This window comes from Vibrio sp. R78045, assembly GCF_042466085.1.
Taxonomy (GTDB): Bacteria; Pseudomonadota; Gammaproteobacteria; order Enterobacterales; family Vibrionaceae; genus Vibrio; species Vibrio cyclitrophicus.
The window spans coordinates 190,595-206,311 of sequence record NZ_JAXHBS010000017.1 but is presented as its reverse complement, the minus strand read 5'-3'; the positions used below and the strand labels follow the sequence as shown (position 1 = coordinate 206,311).

Below are 15,717 nucleotides of genomic sequence, written 5' to 3'. Positions count from 1 at the left end.
GAAGACAGACGAAAGTGTAGGAGAAATACGTGAAGCATTGGTTTAAGAAAAGTGCATGGTTACTGGCAGGAAGCTTAATCTGCACACCCGCAGCCATCGCTAGTGATTTTAGTGCCAGCTTTAAGGGCACTGACATTCAAGAGTTTATTAATATTGTTGGCCGCAACCTAGAGAAGACGATCATCGTTGACCCATCGGTGCGCGGTAAAATTGATGTACGTAGCTATGACGTACTCAATGAAGAGCAATATTACAGCTTCTTCCTAAACGTATTAGAAGTGTATGGCTACGCGGTCGTTGAAATGGACTCAGGCGTTCTTAAGATCATCAAAGCCAAAGATTCTAAAACCTCAGCAATTCCCGTTGTTGGTGATCGTGATTCGATCACAGGCGACAGTGTAGTCACGCGTGTTGTGACGGTTCGTAATGTCTCGGTTCGTGAACTTTCTCCTTTGCTTCGTCAATTGAACGATAATGCCGGTGCGGGTAACGTTGTGCACTACGATCCTGCCAATATCATCTTGATTACCGGTCGTGCGGCGGTAGTGAACCGTTTAGCAGAAATCATCAAGCGTGTTGACCAAGCGGGTGATAAAGAGATTGAAGTCGTTGAGCTAAAGAATGCATCGGCGGCAGAAATGGTTCGTATTGTTGATGCTCTGAGTAAAACCACCGATGCTAAAAACACACCTGCATTCCTACAGCCTAAATTGGTTGCCGATGAGCGTACTAATGCAATTCTTATTTCCGGTGACCCAAAGGTACGTAGCCGTTTAAGAAAGCTGATTGAACAGCTTGATGTAGAGATGGCGACCAAAGGTAACAACCAAGTTATCTACCTTAAATACGCAAAAGCGGAAGATCTTGTCGATGTGTTGAAAGGCGTATCGGACAACTTGCAGTCAGAGAAACAATCTTCAACTAAAGGCAGTTCATCGCAACGTAATCAAGTCATGATCTCAGCCCACAGTGATACCAACTCGTTGGTCATTACCGCACAACCAGACATCATGAACGCGCTGCAAGACGTTATCGCGCAGTTGGATATTCGTCGTGCCCAAGTGTTGATCGAAGCCTTAATTGTCGAGATGGCTGAAGGTGACGGCATTAACCTTGGCGTGCAGTGGGGTAACCTAGATACTGGTGCAGTGATTCAGTATGGTAACACCGGTGCATCGATTGGTGGCGTGATGGTTGGTTTGGAAGAAGCCAAAGACACTGAAACGACCACTGCCGTTTATGATGACAATGGTGACTTTGTTCGTAATGAAACCACCACTGAATCGGGTGACTATTCTACCTTGGCATCTGCTCTTTCTGGCGTTAATGGCGCCGCAATGAGTGTTGTTATGGGTGATTGGACAGCGTTGATCAGCGCGGTTGCGACCGACTCAAACTCAAACATCCTATCTTCTCCAAGCATCACGGTTATGGACAATGGCGAGGCTTCATTCATTGTGGGTGAGGAAGTGCCTGTTCTAACCGGTTCTACCGCAGGTTCAAGCAACGACAACCCATTCCAAACGGTTGAACGTAAAGAAGTGGGTATCAAGCTTAAAGTGGTGCCACAAATCAACGAAGGTGACTCGGTTCAGCTGCAAATAGAACAAGAAGTCTCTAACGTATTGGGCGCCAATGGTGCAGTTGATGTTCGTTTTGCTAAGCGTCAACTGAACACGTCTGTGATTGTTCAAGACGGTCAAATGTTGGTGCTGGGTGGCTTGATTGATGAGCGTGCACTGGAAAGTGAGTCTAAGGTGCCGTTCTTGGGTGACATCCCAGTACTTGGACACCTGTTTAAATCAACCAGTACTCAGGTTGAGAAAAAGAACCTAATGGTTTTCATCAAGCCAACCATCATCCGTGATGGCATGACAGCCGACGGTATCACTCAGCGTAAGTACAACTTCATTCGTGCTGAGCAGTTATACAAGTCTGAACAAGGTTTGAAGCTGCTGGATGACGATAATATCCCGGTACTGCCTAAATTTGGTTCCGATATGAATCACCCGGCTGAAATCCAAGCCTTCATCGATCAAATGGAAACAGAATAATGTCTGAATTGGTAGGGGCGGCACGCACTTATCAGCGTTTACCGTTTAGCTTTGCGAATCGCTACAAGATGGTGTTGGAATATCAGCACCCTGAACGTGCGCCAGTGCTTTATTATGTTGAGCCACTGAAATCAGCTGCGATCATTGAAGTAAGCCGCGTTGTCAAAAATGGCTTTACTCCAGAAGCTATTACAGCAGAAGAGTTTGATAAAAAACTGACCGATGCTTATCAACGTGATTCGTCAGAAGCGCGGCAGTTAATGGAAGACATCGGTGCTGACAGTGATGATTTCTTCTCATTGGCAGAAGAACTGCCCCAAGATGAAGATCTACTCGAATCGGAAGACGATGCACCTATCATCAAATTAATCAATGCGATGTTGGGAGAGGCGATCAAAGAAGGCGCTTCGGATATACACATCGAAACTTTTGAAAAGTCACTCTGTATCCGTTTCCGAGTTGACGGTGTGTTGCGTGATGTTCTAGCGCCAAGCCGTAAACTGGCTCCGCTATTGGTTTCACGTGTAAAGGTTATGGCTAAACTGGATATTGCAGAAAAACGCGTGCCACAAGATGGCCGTATATCTCTGCGTATCGGTGGTCGTGCGGTAGATGTTCGTGTCTCAACCATGCCTTCTTCACATGGTGAGCGTGTGGTAATGCGTCTGTTGGACAAAAACGCGACTCGCTTAGACTTGCACAGCTTAGGCATGACCGCAGAAAACCACGAAAACTTCCGTAAGCTTATTCAGCGCCCACACGGCATTATCTTGGTTACTGGTCCTACGGGCTCTGGTAAATCAACGACCTTGTACGCTGGTCTGCAAGAGCTCAATAGCAACGAGCGCAATATCTTAACCGTTGAAGACCCAATCGAATTCGATATCGATGGTATTGGCCAAACACAAGTGAATCCTAAGGTTGATATGACCTTTGCGCGCGGTTTACGTGCCATTCTTCGTCAAGATCCCGATGTGGTTATGATTGGTGAGATACGTGACTTAGAGACCGCTGAGATCGCTGTTCAAGCCTCTTTGACGGGTCACTTAGTTATGTCGACCCTTCACACCAATACAGCAATTGGTGCGATCACGCGTCTACGTGATATGGGCATTGAACCTTTCTTAATCTCTTCTTCGCTGCTGGGTGTTTTGGCTCAGCGTTTGGTTCGTACTTTGTGTAACGACTGCAAAGAGCCTTATGAAGCCGACAAAGAACAGAAAAAACTGTTTGGATTGAAGAAGAAAGAGAGCCTGACGCTTTACCATGCGAAAGGTTGTGAAGCGTGCGGCCATAAAGGTTATCGAGGCCGTACCGGTATTCATGAACTGTTGATGATTGATGATTCAGTCCAAGAGCTGATTCATAGCGAAGCAGGTGAACAGGCGATTGAAAAAGCCATTCGTAGCACGACACCAAGCATTAGAGATGACGGCTTAAGTAAAGTTCTGAAAGGGATAACGTCCCTAGAAGAAGTGATGCGCGTTACCAAGGAAGTCTAGTATGGCGGCATTTGAATACAAAGCGCTGGATGCTAAAGGTAAAAGTAAAAAGGGGTCTATTGAAGCGGATAACGCTCGCCAGGCTCGCCAGCGCTTAAAAGAGCAAGGCTTAATGCCGGTTGAGATGACTGAAGCCAAGGCAAAAAATGCCAAAGGCTCTCAACCTTCGACCAGTTTTAAGCGTGGTATCAGTACACCTGATCTTGCTTTGATTACGCGTCAAATATCAACGCTTGTTCAATCTGGTATGCCGTTGGAAGAATGTTTAAAAGCGGTCGCCGAGCAATCGGAAAAACCACGTATTCGAACTATGTTACTTGCCGTCCGCTCTAAAGTGACGGAAGGTTACTCGTTAGCCGATAGCTTGTCAGATTATCCACATATCTTTGATGAACTGTTCAGAGCCATGGTTGCGGCGGGCGAAAAATCAGGGCACTTAGATGCGGTATTGGAGCGATTAGCTGATTACGCGGAAAATCGTCAAAAGATGCGCTCTAAGTTACTGCAAGCGATGATCTACCCGATTGTGCTGGTGGTGTTTGCGGTGACGATTGTCTCTTTCCTATTGGCAACGGTAGTACCTAAGATCGTTGAACCCATTATTCAAATGGGCCAAGAACTTCCGCAATCGACACAATTTTTATTAGCATCGAGTGAATTTATCCAGGATTGGGGCATCCAATTACTGTTGTTAACTGTTGGTGTGATTGTTCTGATTAAGACGGCACTGAAAAAGCCGGGCGTTCGTATGAGTTGGGATCGAAAATTATTGAGTATCCCGCTGATTGGTAAAATAGCGAAAGGGATCAATACCTCTCGTTTTGCTCGAACACTCTCTATTTGTACCTCGAGTGCGATTCCTATTCTTGAAGGGATGAAGGTTGCGGTGGATGTGATGTCGAATCACCATGTGAAGCAACAAGTACTGCAGGCATCAGACAGTGTTAGAGAAGGGGCAAGCCTGCGTAAAGCGCTCGATCAAACCAAACTCTTCCCACCGATGATGCTGCATATGATTGCCAGTGGTGAGCAGAGTGGCCAGCTGGAACAGATGCTGACAAGAGCGGCGGATAACCAAGACCAAAGCTTTGAGTCGACCGTGAATATCGCGCTAGGTATTTTTACGCCAGCACTTATCGCTTTGATGGCAGGCTTAGTGCTGTTCATTGTGATGGCGACGCTGATGCCGATGCTTGAAATGAATAATTTGATGAGTGGTTAACCAACGGCTCATAAGACGTTAGTTTTTGGATGAGCGAGAACAAGGACACTATTACCTTCACTCGTTGTCTGTAATTTGGAGAAAACAATGAAAAATAAAATGAAGAAACAATCAGGCTTTACCCTACTAGAAGTGATGGTTGTTGTGGTTATCCTCGGCGTATTGGCGAGCTTTGTTGTACCTAACCTATTGGGTAACAAAGAGAAGGCTGATCAACAGAAAGCGATCACTGATATCGTGGCGCTAGAGAACGCGCTGGATATGTACAAACTGGATAACAGCGTTTACCCAACAACGGATCAAGGCCTTGATGCATTGGTTTCCAAGCCAAGCAGCCCAGAGCCTCGTAACTACCGTGACGGCGGTTACATCAAGCGTTTGCCAAACGACCCATGGGGTAACGAGTACCAATACCTAAGCCCTGGTGATAACGGCACTATCGATATCTTCACACTTGGTGCTGATGGCCAAGAAGGTGGTGAAGGGATTGCTGCAGATATCGGCAACTGGAACATGCAGGATTTCCAATAAGCTTCGGCTTGTTGTTTGATTCGTTCCTGTTGGTTGATAAGTTATTGAGCTTGAAACGTTATTGATGGTAGGACGTAAACAGATGGAGTCTACAAGGTGAAAACTAAGCAAACACAGCCAGGTTTCACCTTGATTGAGATTCTTTTGGTGTTGGTATTACTGTCAGTAACGGCGGTCGCAGTGATCGCGACCATACCTACCAATAGTAAAGACGTCGCCAAAAAGTATGCCCACAGCTTTTATCAACGAATTCAGTTGCTTAATGAAGAGGCTATTTTGAGTGGCTTAGATTTTGGTGTTCGTGTTGATGAAAAGAAATCGACTTACGTTCTGATGACTTTGAAGTCTGATGGCTGGCAAGAAACTGAGTTCGAAAAAATCCCCTCTTTAACTGAATTACCAGAAGATCTCGCATTGTCACTGACCTTAGGTGGTGGCGCATGGGAAGACGATGATCGGTTATTCAATCCAGGAAGCCTGTTTGATGAAGATATGTTTGCTGATCTTGAAGAGGAAAAAAAGCCTAAGCCACCACAGATCTACATCTTATCGAGTGCTGAAATGACACCATTTGTGCTGTCGTTTTATCCAAATACAGGTGACACCATACAAGATGGTTGGCGCATTCGAGTGTTGGATAATGGCGTTATTCGATTGCTTGAGCCAGGAGAAGAAGATGAAGAGGAATAACGGCTCTCCTTATCGTTCTCGTGGTATGACTCTTGGTTCTCGAGGAATGACCCTGCTTGAAGTATTAGTTGCGCTCGCTATTTTCGCAACGGCAGCGATCAGTGTTATTCGTGCCGTCACTCAGCACATTAATACCCTTAGCTATCTAGAAGAAAAAACCTTCGCAGCTATGGTAGTAGACAATCAAATGGCTCTCGTCATGCTGCATCCTGACAAGCTTAAAAAAGCGCAGGGCACGCAAGAGTTAGCAGGAAGAGAGTGGTTCTGGAAAGTGACGCCAATTGATACTAGCGGTGATTTGTTAAAGGCGTTTGATGTCAGCGCGGCAACCAGTAAGAAGGCCTCTCCAGTGGTTACGGTGCGCAGCTATGTTGTCAAATAAGAGCATGTTGTCAAATAAGAGCATGTCGTTAAGTAGGGTCAAGCCATCAGCTAAGGTTTCATCTAAGTGTCTGTCACGCAAACAAAGACTATCCTCGAAAGGGAGAGGCTTTACCTTAATCGAAGTTTTGGTCTCGATCGCTATCTTTGCCACGTTAAGCATGGCGGCTTATCAAGTGGTAAACCAAGTTCAACGAAGTAATGAAATCTCAATTGAACGCAGTGCGCGCTTGAATCAATTACAGCGTAGCTTGGTCATTTTAGATAATGATTTTCGTCAGATGGCAGCGAGACAATTTCGCACCGATGGTGAAGAAGCATCATCTAAGCTGATCTTATTGAAAGAGTATTTACTGGATTCCGACAGTGTTGGCATCATGTTTACTCGTTTGGGTTGGCATAACCCGCAGCAGCAGTTCCCTCGAGGTGAGGTGACTAAAGTGGGTTACCGCATCAAAGAAGAAACGCTTGAGCGAGTATGGTGGCGCTACCCAGATACACCAGCAGGCCAGCAAGGCGTGATGACTCCCTTACTTGATGATGTCGAAAGCTTGGAGTTCGAGTTTTATGACGGCAGTCGTTGGGGGAAAGAGTGGCAAACTGATAAGTCTCTGCCTAAAGCGGTAAGACTCAAGCTAACATTGAAAGATTATGGTGAGATAGAACGTGTTTATCTTACGCCTAGTGGTACGTTAGACCAAGCTGATGACTCTTCAAGTAGTGAGGACAGCAATGGCTAATCGAATCAATCGTCCTGCTAAGAGACGTTCGGTCATAGGGCGTAAACAACGCGGTGTAGCATTGATCGTTATTTTGATGCTATTGGCGATCATGGCAACCATTGCAGGCAGTATGTCTGAGCGTCTGTTTACTCAATTCAAACGCGTTGGTAATCAGTTAAATTACCAACAAGCTTACTGGTATAGCATTGGTGTAGAAGCGCTTGTACAAGACGGTATTAGGCAAAGCTATAAAGACAGTGATACTGTGAATCTAAGCCAACCATGGGCGTTAGAGGAGCAGGTCTATCCATTAGATTATGGGCAAGTCAAAGGCCGTATCGTGGATGCGCAAGCTTGCTTTAATCTTAATGCGCTAGCGGGTGTTACGACAACTTCAAGTAACCAAACACCTTATTTAGTGACAGTTTGGCAAACCTTATTGGAAAACCAAGATATTGACCCTTATCAGGCTGAGGTTATCGCGAATTCAAGCTGGGAGTTTGTTGATGCTGATACCCGAACCACTTCTTCGTCTGGCGTAGAAGACAGCACCTATGAAGCGATGAAGCCATCGTATTTGGCGGCCAATGGTTTAATGGCCGATGAATCGGAGCTACGAGCGGTGTATCAGGTTACCGGTGATGTGATGAATAAAGTTCGCCCTTTGGTTTGCGCTTTACCAACCGACGACTTCCGATTGAATGTGAATACACTCACGGAAAATCAGGCGCCTTTATTGGAAGCGATGTTCGCGCCGGGCTTAAGTGAATCGGATGCTAAACAGCTGATAGATAAACGCCCATTTGATGGTTGGGATACGGTAGATGCATTTATGGCGGAGTCTGCCATTGTCGGTGTGAGTGCCGAAGTTAGCAAGAAAGCGAAAGCATATTTAACTGTAGATAGCGCCTATTTTGAGCTAGATGCAGAGGTATTAGTTGAGCAGTCACGTGTACGTATACGGTCGCTTTTCTATAGTAGTAATCGAGAAACAGTGACGGTAGTACGCCGTCGTTTTGGAGGAATCAGTGAGCGAGTTTCTGACCGTTCGACTGAGTAGCGAACCACAAAGCCCTGTGCAGTGGTTAGTTTGGTCGACAAGCCAACAAGAAGTGATAGCAAGTGGTGAATTGTCGAGCTGGGAACAGCTTGGTGAATTAACACCTTACGCTGAAAAGCGCAGTTGTATTGCTTTATTGCCGGGAAATGAGTGCTTAATTAAGCGTGTTGAGATCCCGAAAGGTGCTGCTCGCCAGTTCGACTCTATGCTGCCATTTTTGTTAGAAGACGAAGTGGCACAAGATATCGAAGACTTGCACTTAACCATTTTAGATAAAGATACCACTCATGCCACGGTATGTGGTGTTGAGCATGAATGGTTAAGACAAGCGCTAGGTAAGTTTCGTGAAGCCAATATTATCTTTCGCAAGGTCTTGCCAGATACACTCGCTGTGCCTTTGGAAGAGCACGGCATTAGTGCATTGCAGATAGACCAACATTGGCTGTTACGCCAAGGTAACTCTCAACGCCAAGGTCACTATCAAGCGGTATCGATCAGCGAAGCATGGTTGCCGATGTTTTTGCAAAGTGACTGGGTTGCTGACGATGCAGAACAACCTACGACTATCTTCAGCTATACAGCGATGCCGAGTGACGATGTTCAACAGCAAAGTGGTGTGAATTGGCAAGCTAAGCCTGCTGAGTTGGTGATGTCTCTATTGAGCCAACAAGCGATCGCAAGCAGTGTGAATTTACTGACTGGCACCTTTAAAACTAAATCTTCATTCAGTAAATATTGGCGCGTATGGCAGAAAGTAGCGATTGCTGCTTGCTTGCTGGTGGCCGTGATTGTGACTCAACAAGTGTTAAAGGTTCAGCAATACGAAGCGCAAGCACAAGCTTACCGCATGGAGAGTGAACGTATCTTTAGAGCCGTACTACCAGGCAAGCAACGCATTCCGACCGTGAGTTACCTCAAGCGTCAAATGAACGATGAAGCTAAGAAATACGGTGGCTCGGGTGAGGGCGATTCCTTACTCGGCTGGTTAGCGCTGCTGCCAGAGACCTTAGGCAAAGTGACATCGATCGAAGTTGAAAGTATTCGTTACGACGGTAACCGCTCTGAGGTTCGACTGCAGGCGAAAAGTTCGAATTTTCAGCACTTTGAGACTGCCAGAGAGAAACTCGAACAGAAATTTTCCGTGGAACAAGGCCCACTAAATCGCAATGGTGATGCTGTCTTTGGCAGTTTTACTCTTAAACCCCGTCAATAACCAACGCAAGGAGAGCAGTGATGAGAAATATGATTGAACCACTCCAAGCGTGGTGGACTTCAATAAGTCAGAGGGAACAACGATTAGTCATTGGTTGTTCTATTTTATTGATACTGGGTATTGTCTATTGGGGATTAATACAACCACTTAGCCAACGAGCTGAGCTGGCGCAGAGCCGTATTCAAAGTGAGAAGCAATTGCTGGCTTGGGTTACGAATAAAGCCAATGAAGTGGTTGAATTAAGAGGCAGCGGCGGCATCAGTGCGAGCCAGCCTTTAAACCAGTCGGTACCCGCTTCTATGCGTCGTTTTAACATCGAGCTGATCCGTGTACAACCACGTGGCGAGATGCTGCAAGTGTGGGTAAAGCCGGTGCCATTTAATAAGTTCGTAGACTGGCTGACATACCTGAAAGAAAAGCAGGGTGTTGAGGTTGAATTTATGGATATTGATCGCTCTGATAGCCCTGGGGTTATTGATGTCAACCGACTACAGTTTAAACGAGGTTAATGTGAAACGCGGTTTATCTTTTAAGTATGGCCTGCTCTTCAGTAGCATCTTTATCGTCTTCTTCTCAGTCAGCCTGTTGCTGCACTTGCCGGCTTCTTTTGCTCTCAAACATGCACCTGTGGTACGCGGTTTGAATATCGAAGGCGTTGAGGGCACCGTTTGGCAAGGCAGCGCTAACAATATCGTTTGGCAGCGCATCAATTACGGCTCAGTACAGTGGGACTTCCAGTTTTCTAAACTCCTACAGGCTAAAGCTGAGCTCGCGGTTCGTTTTGGTCGTAATAGCGATATGAACTTATCAGGCAAAGGACGTGTCGGGTACAGCATGAGCGGCGCGTATGCCGAAAACTTAGTGGCTTCAATGCCTGCTATGAACGTGATGAAATACGCACCAGTGATCCCAGTCCCGGTTGCTATTGGCGGACAAGTTGAACTGACGATTAAGCATGCGGTTCATGCTCAACCTTGGTGCCAATCGGGCGAAGGCACGCTTGCTTGGTCTGGCGCTGCCGTTGATTCCCCTGTGGGTGCGCTAGATCTCGGCCCTGTGATTGCTGACATCAGCTGTGAAGACAGTACAATTGCAGCCAAAGGCGTTCAGAAGAGCACTCAAGTAGACAGTGAGTTCTCAGCGAGTCTAACACCTAACCAGCGCTACACATCTGCAGCGTGGTTTAAACCGGGTGTTGAATTCCCGCCAACGATGCAAAATCAGCTTAAATGGTTGGGTAATCCAGATAACCAAGGTAAGTATCAATTTACCTACCAAGGTCGTTTTTAGCTCGGTATCTACTTCTGAGATAGGCGCTGTTGGTGAGTGAATTTGGTTATTAAATCGCGAGATATAAAAAATGGGCACCTCACTGAGGTGCCCATTTTGTTTGAATATCGGTAAGTTACAGACGCTAATCTTTACCCTGAAGTATCTCAGCCCAAGGTAAGTCTGCATCACCAAGAACAATGAAGTTCGGGTTCTCAAGCGTCTCTCTTTCGTTATAAGAAAGTGGCTCTAATTGAGTGCTTAGGATTCGGCCTCCCGCTTCTTCAACAATACATTGCGTTGCTGCGGTATCCCACTCGCCGGTTGGGCCTATTCTTAGGTAACAGTCCACAGCGCCTTCCGCCACTAAACATGCCTTAAGTGCAGCGGAACCTAGTGGAACCAAGTCATAGTTCCAAGCTGAGCTCATACGGCTAGTGATGCGGTTGATGTCTTGACGACGACTGATCGCCATCGCGATCGATTGGTTTGGTAGCTCGTGATGATGCGTTTTGATTTTCACGCTGTCGTTGAGGTCTGGAATTTTCCAAGCGCCTTTACCGCTATAAGCGTAATAGCTCACCCCTGAAACTGGCGCATACACCACGCCCATTACTGGCTTGTTGTGCTCAATTAAGGCGATGATTGTTGCAAAGTCGCCACTTCGAGCGATGAATTCTTGCGTGCCATCGAGTGGGTCAACCAACCAGTAGCGATCCCATTGAGAACGCTGCTCTAGGCTGATGTCGGCGGCTTCTTCAGATAAAACGGGAATATCAGGTGTGAGTTCAGTGAGTTTTTTCGAGATCAGCTTATGTGCGGCGAGATCGGCACTGGTGACAGGTGTGTCATCGCTTTTGGTGAACTCTTCGTAATCTTTTTTCTCATAGATCTCTAAGATGAGTTGCCCTGCGGAGCGAGCAATCTCAATGACAGAGGGAAGGAGATGAGATAAATCTTTTGTTATTGGCATAAATATTCTCTTACTCTTCGAGCGAGCCTGTTTGTTCTAATTGTTGTTTAAGACTCGAAGGGTTAATAGTAGGGCGGTAATACTGCGAGCCTCACAGAAGTCGAGATGTGTTAATAGCTCTTCAGCTTGAGCAAGTGGCCAGCGAACAATATCCAGCGGCTCAGGCTCATCACCTTCTAATTTCTCTGGATAGAGCTCTTCTGCGATGAATAGCGTCATTTTGCTAGAGAAGTAAGAGGGCGCGAGAATCACTTCTTTTAGCGGGGTAAGCTTGTTGGCACCAAAGCCTATCTCTTCTTTTAATTCGCGAACGGCGGCTTCATTAGGCTGCTCTCCTGGGTCAATGAGACCTTTTGGAAAGCCTAATTCATAACGCTCAGTACCCGCGGCGTATTCACGCACTAATAGAATATCGCCTTGCTCAGTAATCGGAACCATCATTACTGCATTGCGACCACTAGGCTTCATGCGTTCGTAAGTGCGCTCTTCACCGTTTGAAAAGCGTAAATCGAGAGACTCGATAGAGAATAGTTTTGATTGAGCGACAGTTTGCTGAGCCAAAATCTCTGGCTTGGTCCTTTTTGTCATTGCGCTCGCTCCTTAACTCATTGAGGTTCTTTCTTGTAAAGTCATTCTAATATAGGGGAAATGACGTTGAGTTCCTAGATCCGAGTTTTCATATCCTAGATTTATTAGATCAGGAACCGATTGCGATCACTTGAATACCTTACTGCAAATGGTAACGCCGCCGTCATTATTGTGATTGCACGGGATATATACGGATAGAGGGTGTTTTTGCCGTTTTTAAAACAAAAAAGGTTGATGCTTGCGCATCAACCTTTTAATCATTGAATCATACTAATTGAGTGATTAGTAGTAAGAGTGCTCACCGCGATCGTGCTCAGTGGCATCGCGAACTGCAGTCAGTTCACCTTCGAATTGTTGAAGAAGTTCTTTCTCGATGCCTTCTTTTAGCGTTACATCAACCATAGAACAACCGTTACAGCCACCGCCGAATGCAACGATAGCAGCGCCATCTTCAGTGATTTCTACCAAGCTTACGTGACCACCGTGGCCTGCAAGTTGCGGGTTAACTTGTGTTTGAATTGCGTATTCAACGCGTTCTACAAGTGGTGCATCATCAGAAACTTTACGCATCTTAGCGTTTGGTGCTTTCAGTGTGAGCTGAGATCCCATTTTATCGGTCACGAAGTCGATTTCAGCTTCGTCTAGAAATGGCAGGCTTAGCTCATCAACGTATGCAGAGAATGCGTCGAAAGAAAGCTTTGTATCCGATGCTTCGATAGCATCTGTTGGGCAGTAAGAAACACCACACTCAGCGTTTTGTGTGCCTGGATTTACCACGAACACACGAATGTTTGTACCTTCAGGCTGCTGTGACAGCAGATTGGCAAAGTGAGTTTGAGCTGTTTCTGTAATAGTAATATTTGACACGACGAATACCTGAGTAGATTTGTAGGTTATTAGCGCCATTCTACTCCTGTCAGATTTGTAATTCAGCCCTTTTTTTGTTGGATTGCTGTACAAGTAGCGATCCACAGCTTTTATCCAGAGGGCTCAGGAGTGCGGCAGATGCAGTAAATATCAATCCTTTTCACGCCCACTTCAAGTAGTAATTGGCATAATTGATACACTGTACTGCCTGTGGTTACAACATCATCAATTATCGCGACGTGAGAGTCATCGTTCGTTGAAAAATTCGTATTGCGCAGCGTGAAAGCGTCTTCCAGGTTGTTCTGCCTTGCTGATTTGGTTAATCCTTGCTGCGAATCTGTTGAGCGAGATCGACGAAATAAAACCGCACTTTTAACATTCAGCTCCTGAGCTGTGTAATGTGCCAATAACTGGCTTTGGTTAAAACCTCGATGAAGGTATCGAGTCCAATGTAAGGGAACACCGGTAATCAAAGGCGCTGGGTGCTGAATATGTGGCGCTAACAATTTTGATAGATCGCGAGCGAACCAGAACTTATCGGCGTATTTCATTTGTTGGATATAACGCGCCGTTGGAAAGGTGTAGTCACCTACACAATAGAGATGATGCCAAGGTGGAGGCTGAGACAAGCATTGACCACACTGCTCGACTGTGAGTAGTGTTTTTAACCCACATCGTTGGCAGCGTGGCTGTTGGCAAAAGAGATCGAGGCAAGACTGACACCATCGAGGATGAGTATCATTGGGGAGTTTGTCTAGCTTGCATAGGTGGCATTGAGGTGTGACCAGGCGTGGTGTGTTTTTTTGTAGCCAATCAGATAACATAGCTCGTGATGCTTTTGGGTTAGGGTGTTCCTTTTGCTCACCATACTGAAAAGCGCGGATTATCGCTGATGGAAAAAGTAGGGAATATTGAGAATGAGTGACGCGTTGTATTGGCATGTTTCAGGGCAAGGTCCTGATTTGGTTCTGGTTCACGGTTGGGGAATGAACGGTGCGGTATGGCAACAAACGGTCACTGCGTTAGAGTCTGATTTCCGAGTTCATGTTGTCGATCTGCCGGGTTATGGACACAGCTCTCACTGCCACGCTCAAGATCTTGAAGAGATAGCTCAGCAACTGTTGGCCGATGCCCCTAAGCAAGCTATTTGGGTCGGTTGGTCACTCGGTGGCTTGGTCGCGACGCATATGGCTCTGTATCATTCAGATTATGTAAGCAAATTGGTGACGGTCGCCAGTTCTCCCAAATTCGCCGCTGCAAAAGAACCTGTTTTGTGGCGAGGTATTCAATCCAATGTATTAACGGCTTTCACTGAACAGTTAGTGGAAGACTTTCAGACCACCATCGAACGCTTTATGGCATTGCAAGCCATGGGCAGCCCTTCAGCAAGGCAAGATGTAAAACAGCTCAAGCAAGCAGTGCTTTCACGTCCGTTGCCGAATCCAGATTCTTTATTGGCGGGCCTAAAGATGCTGTCGGACGTCGACCTGCGTGAACAGCTCCCTGAGATTTCAGTGCCTATGCTGCGTTTATACGGTCGATTAGATGGATTGGTGCCAGTGAAAGTGGCCAAAGATCTGGGAAATGCGCTACCCGATACCGAGCAATACATCTTCACACAGTCGTCCCATGCGCCGTTTATGACAGAAGCCGATGCCTTTTGCAGTGAACTGGTCAGCTTCGCGCAAAAATAATCGCTAAATTTATCGCTGGCTTGGTCGATATATAACCTAATACCAATCACAGTAAGTAAGTGTTCAAAAATAGCGTAGGAAAAAGGCTTGAGAACAAGGCTGCTTTTTTTTGACAAGTAGTTTTGATAAGTAGTTATTCTACAATCAAAAGTTCTAATGCCGTTATCGAGCATTTTAACAAGCTAGGATGAGCAGTTATTTACTACGATTGGTATAACACCAAGGCATTGCATGATACTCAGACCTCACTCTCTCCAGAGTGGATTGCGATAAGTTGGGCTATGCCTGTTGTGCTGACTCACAGTACAACAGCGTTGTAGCAATAACGATGGGCGATTCTTGAGGAGAGTTCGCGATGATTGTGTCACCTGCAACTGCAGTGAGTGTGCCACTGATCGCTCCATCCGTTAATGTGCAAACAGAGCAAGTTGCGCGTGATAATAGAGTTCGAGAACCCGTAGCTCCTGCCGTAGCATTGGCGAAAACCAATGCAGAGCGAAAGGTAAAATCGGACGATAAGCGAAGGCAGCAGTCGGCTTGGGATCCTTCAGACCATCCTGGTTATGAAATGGAGAACGAGTCAGAGGCCAATTCGATTAGCCAAGAAGAGCCACAAGATCCTTTTGAGAGGTTATTCAGCTTATTGGCACTGAGAACATACAGTGCTGATCAAGGAAAGGGCTATACCATGCGTTTTCGCCTGCCAAAGCATGTTTTAGATGCGGCGATTCAAGAGGGACAGATGGAGAAACGACGTAAGGTCATAAAATATCATTATGGTCATGCTGTTGCGCCTCATGCTCCATCAGAGATGCTGGTCGTGTTGTAAGTCGAAAACTTATGACCCTGCCAAACTTCGATGTCTTTTTTGAACACATAATAAAAACCTGCATACCCTAAGGGATGCAGGTTTTTTGTTTTAGGCGAATCAGCTTTTCAGATGAGCTAACG

17 protein-coding genes are annotated in these 15,717 nt (G+C 46.1%); 13 read left to right on the top strand and 4 right to left on the bottom strand.

Features of this window, described 5'->3' with window-relative positions; all coding sequences use genetic code 11:
• Positions 1-29: 29 nt before the first annotated feature.
• The 11 genes from gspD to SJY39_RS20290 all read left to right on the top strand — a co-directional run bounded on the left by gspD (position 30) and on the right by SJY39_RS20290 (position 10,665).
• Positions 30-2,054 (top strand): type II secretion system secretin GspD, encoded by a 2,025-nt coding sequence (gspD, locus tag SJY39_RS20340; RefSeq protein WP_016791472.1) that lies wholly within the window; start codon positions 30-32, stop codon positions 2,052-2,054.
• Positions 2,054-3,556 (top strand): type II secretion system ATPase GspE, encoded by a 1,503-nt coding sequence (gene gspE, locus SJY39_RS20335; RefSeq protein ID WP_010433557.1) that lies wholly within the window; start codon positions 2,054-2,056, stop codon positions 3,554-3,556. The genes gspD and gspE overlap by 1 nt, the downstream gene beginning before the upstream one ends.
• A gap of 1 nt (position 3,557) precedes the next feature.
• On the top strand, positions 3,558-4,778 hold the full coding sequence (gspF, locus tag SJY39_RS20330; RefSeq protein WP_010433558.1) for a type II secretion system inner membrane protein GspF: 1,221 nt from the start codon (positions 3,558-3,560) through the stop codon (positions 4,776-4,778).
• 87 nt (positions 4,779-4,865) lie between these two features.
• Positions 4,866-5,309 (top strand): type II secretion system major pseudopilin GspG, encoded by a 444-nt coding sequence (gene gspG / locus SJY39_RS20325; RefSeq protein ID WP_004741459.1) that lies wholly within the window; start codon positions 4,866-4,868, stop codon positions 5,307-5,309.
• A gap of 96 nt (positions 5,310-5,405) precedes the next feature.
• Positions 5,406-5,999: a type II secretion system minor pseudopilin GspH gene (gene gspH, locus SJY39_RS20320; RefSeq protein ID WP_010433564.1), complete on the top strand. Its 594-nt coding sequence runs from the start codon at positions 5,406-5,408 to the stop codon at positions 5,997-5,999.
• Positions 5,986-6,381, top strand: coding sequence for a type II secretion system minor pseudopilin GspI (gspI, locus tag SJY39_RS20315; RefSeq protein WP_010433567.1), 396 nt, complete (start codon positions 5,986-5,988; stop codon positions 6,379-6,381). The genes gspH and gspI overlap by 14 nt, the downstream gene beginning before the upstream one ends.
• Positions 6,368-7,120: a type II secretion system minor pseudopilin GspJ gene (gene gspJ, locus SJY39_RS20310; RefSeq protein ID WP_016788494.1), complete on the top strand. Its 753-nt coding sequence runs from the start codon at positions 6,368-6,370 to the stop codon at positions 7,118-7,120. The genes gspI and gspJ overlap by 14 nt, the downstream gene beginning before the upstream one ends.
• Entirely contained in the window at positions 7,113-8,162 is a 1,050-nt protein-coding gene (gspK, locus tag SJY39_RS20305) for a type II secretion system minor pseudopilin GspK (RefSeq protein WP_010433573.1), read from the top strand. Before gspJ ends, gspK begins: the two co-directional genes overlap by 8 nt.
• The gene (gspL, locus tag SJY39_RS20300; RefSeq protein WP_016768268.1) at positions 8,131-9,375 is read left to right on the top strand and encodes a type II secretion system protein GspL; all 1,245 of its coding nucleotides are present in this window, start codon (positions 8,131-8,133) and stop codon (positions 9,373-9,375) included. Before gspK ends, gspL begins: the two co-directional genes overlap by 32 nt.
• Before the next feature lie 20 nt (positions 9,376-9,395).
• Entirely contained in the window at positions 9,396-9,884 is a 489-nt protein-coding gene (locus SJY39_RS20295) for a type II secretion system protein M (protein ID WP_016768269.1), read from the top strand.
• Between the two features lies 1 nt (position 9,885).
• Entirely contained in the window at positions 9,886-10,665 is a 780-nt protein-coding gene (locus SJY39_RS20290) for a type II secretion system protein N (RefSeq protein WP_029203047.1), read from the top strand.
• A gap of 124 nt (positions 10,666-10,789) precedes the next feature.
• Here the strand turns inward: SJY39_RS20290 and cysQ are convergent, their stop codons facing one another.
• From cysQ to SJY39_RS20270, 4 genes are all read right to left on the bottom strand, one after another.
• Positions 10,790-11,617 (bottom strand): 3'(2'),5'-bisphosphate nucleotidase CysQ, encoded by an 828-nt coding sequence (gene cysQ / locus SJY39_RS20285; RefSeq protein ID WP_010433599.1) that lies wholly within the window; start codon positions 11,615-11,617, stop codon positions 10,790-10,792.
• A gap of 36 nt (positions 11,618-11,653) precedes the next feature.
• Positions 11,654-12,205 carry an ADP compounds hydrolase NudE gene (nudE, locus tag SJY39_RS20280; RefSeq protein ID WP_010433602.1) on the bottom strand — a complete coding sequence of 184 codons (552 nt, stop codon included), beginning with the start codon at positions 12,203-12,205 and terminating at the stop codon, positions 11,654-11,656.
• Positions 12,206-12,487: 282 nt separating this feature from the next.
• Positions 12,488-13,072: a Fe-S biogenesis protein NfuA gene (nfuA, locus tag SJY39_RS20275; RefSeq protein ID WP_010433605.1), complete on the bottom strand. Its 585-nt coding sequence runs from the start codon at positions 13,070-13,072 to the stop codon at positions 12,488-12,490.
• Positions 13,073-13,182: 110 nt separating this feature from the next.
• A complete protein-coding gene (locus tag SJY39_RS20270) occupies positions 13,183-13,896 on the bottom strand; it encodes a phosphoribosyltransferase family protein (RefSeq protein ID WP_016801014.1) in 714 nt (237 codons plus the stop codon).
• 93 nt (positions 13,897-13,989) lie between these two features.
• Here SJY39_RS20270 and bioH point away from each other — a divergent pair, with 93 nt between their 5' ends.
• Together bioH and SJY39_RS20260 are read left to right on the top strand one after the other, a co-directional pair.
• Positions 13,990-14,766, top strand: a complete 777-nt coding sequence (gene bioH / locus SJY39_RS20265; protein ID WP_016784078.1) for a pimeloyl-ACP methyl ester esterase BioH — start codon at positions 13,990-13,992, stop codon at positions 14,764-14,766.
• Between the two features lie 355 nt (positions 14,767-15,121).
• Positions 15,122-15,595: a hypothetical protein gene (locus SJY39_RS20260; protein ID WP_010433611.1), complete on the top strand. Its 474-nt coding sequence runs from the start codon at positions 15,122-15,124 to the stop codon at positions 15,593-15,595.
• The last annotated feature ends 122 nt before the right edge of the window (positions 15,596-15,717 follow it).

Bases quoted from the DNA above. Each gene is read 5' to 3' on its own strand.
- gspF (WP_010433558.1), top strand. From the start codon at position 3,558: ATGGCGGCATTTGAATACAAAGCGCTGGATGCTAAAGGTAAAAGTAAA.
- nudE (WP_010433602.1), bottom strand. From the start codon at position 12,205: ATGACAAAAAGGACCAAGCCAGAGATTTTGGCTCAGCAAACTGTCGCT.
- bioH (WP_016784078.1), top strand. From the start codon at position 13,990: ATGAGTGACGCGTTGTATTGGCATGTTTCAGGGCAAGGTCCTGATTTG.
- gspG (WP_004741459.1), top strand. From the start codon at position 4,866: ATGAAAAATAAAATGAAGAAACAATCAGGCTTTACCCTACTAGAAGTG.
- SJY39_RS20270 (WP_016801014.1), bottom strand. From the start codon at position 13,896: ATGTTATCTGATTGGCTACAAAAAAACACACCACGCCTGGTCACACCT.
- cysQ (WP_010433599.1), bottom strand. From the start codon at position 11,617: ATGCCAATAACAAAAGATTTATCTCATCTCCTTCCCTCTGTCATTGAG.
- gspE (WP_010433557.1), top strand. From the start codon at position 2,054: ATGTCTGAATTGGTAGGGGCGGCACGCACTTATCAGCGTTTACCGTTT.
- SJY39_RS20260 (WP_010433611.1), top strand. From the start codon at position 15,122: ATGATTGTGTCACCTGCAACTGCAGTGAGTGTGCCACTGATCGCTCCA.
- gspI (WP_010433567.1), top strand. From the start codon at position 5,986: ATGAAGAGGAATAACGGCTCTCCTTATCGTTCTCGTGGTATGACTCTT.
- SJY39_RS20295 (WP_016768269.1), top strand. From the start codon at position 9,396: ATGAGAAATATGATTGAACCACTCCAAGCGTGGTGGACTTCAATAAGT.
- gspK (WP_010433573.1), top strand. From the start codon at position 7,113: ATGGCTAATCGAATCAATCGTCCTGCTAAGAGACGTTCGGTCATAGGG.
- gspJ (WP_016788494.1), top strand. From the start codon at position 6,368: ATGTTGTCAAATAAGAGCATGTTGTCAAATAAGAGCATGTCGTTAAGT.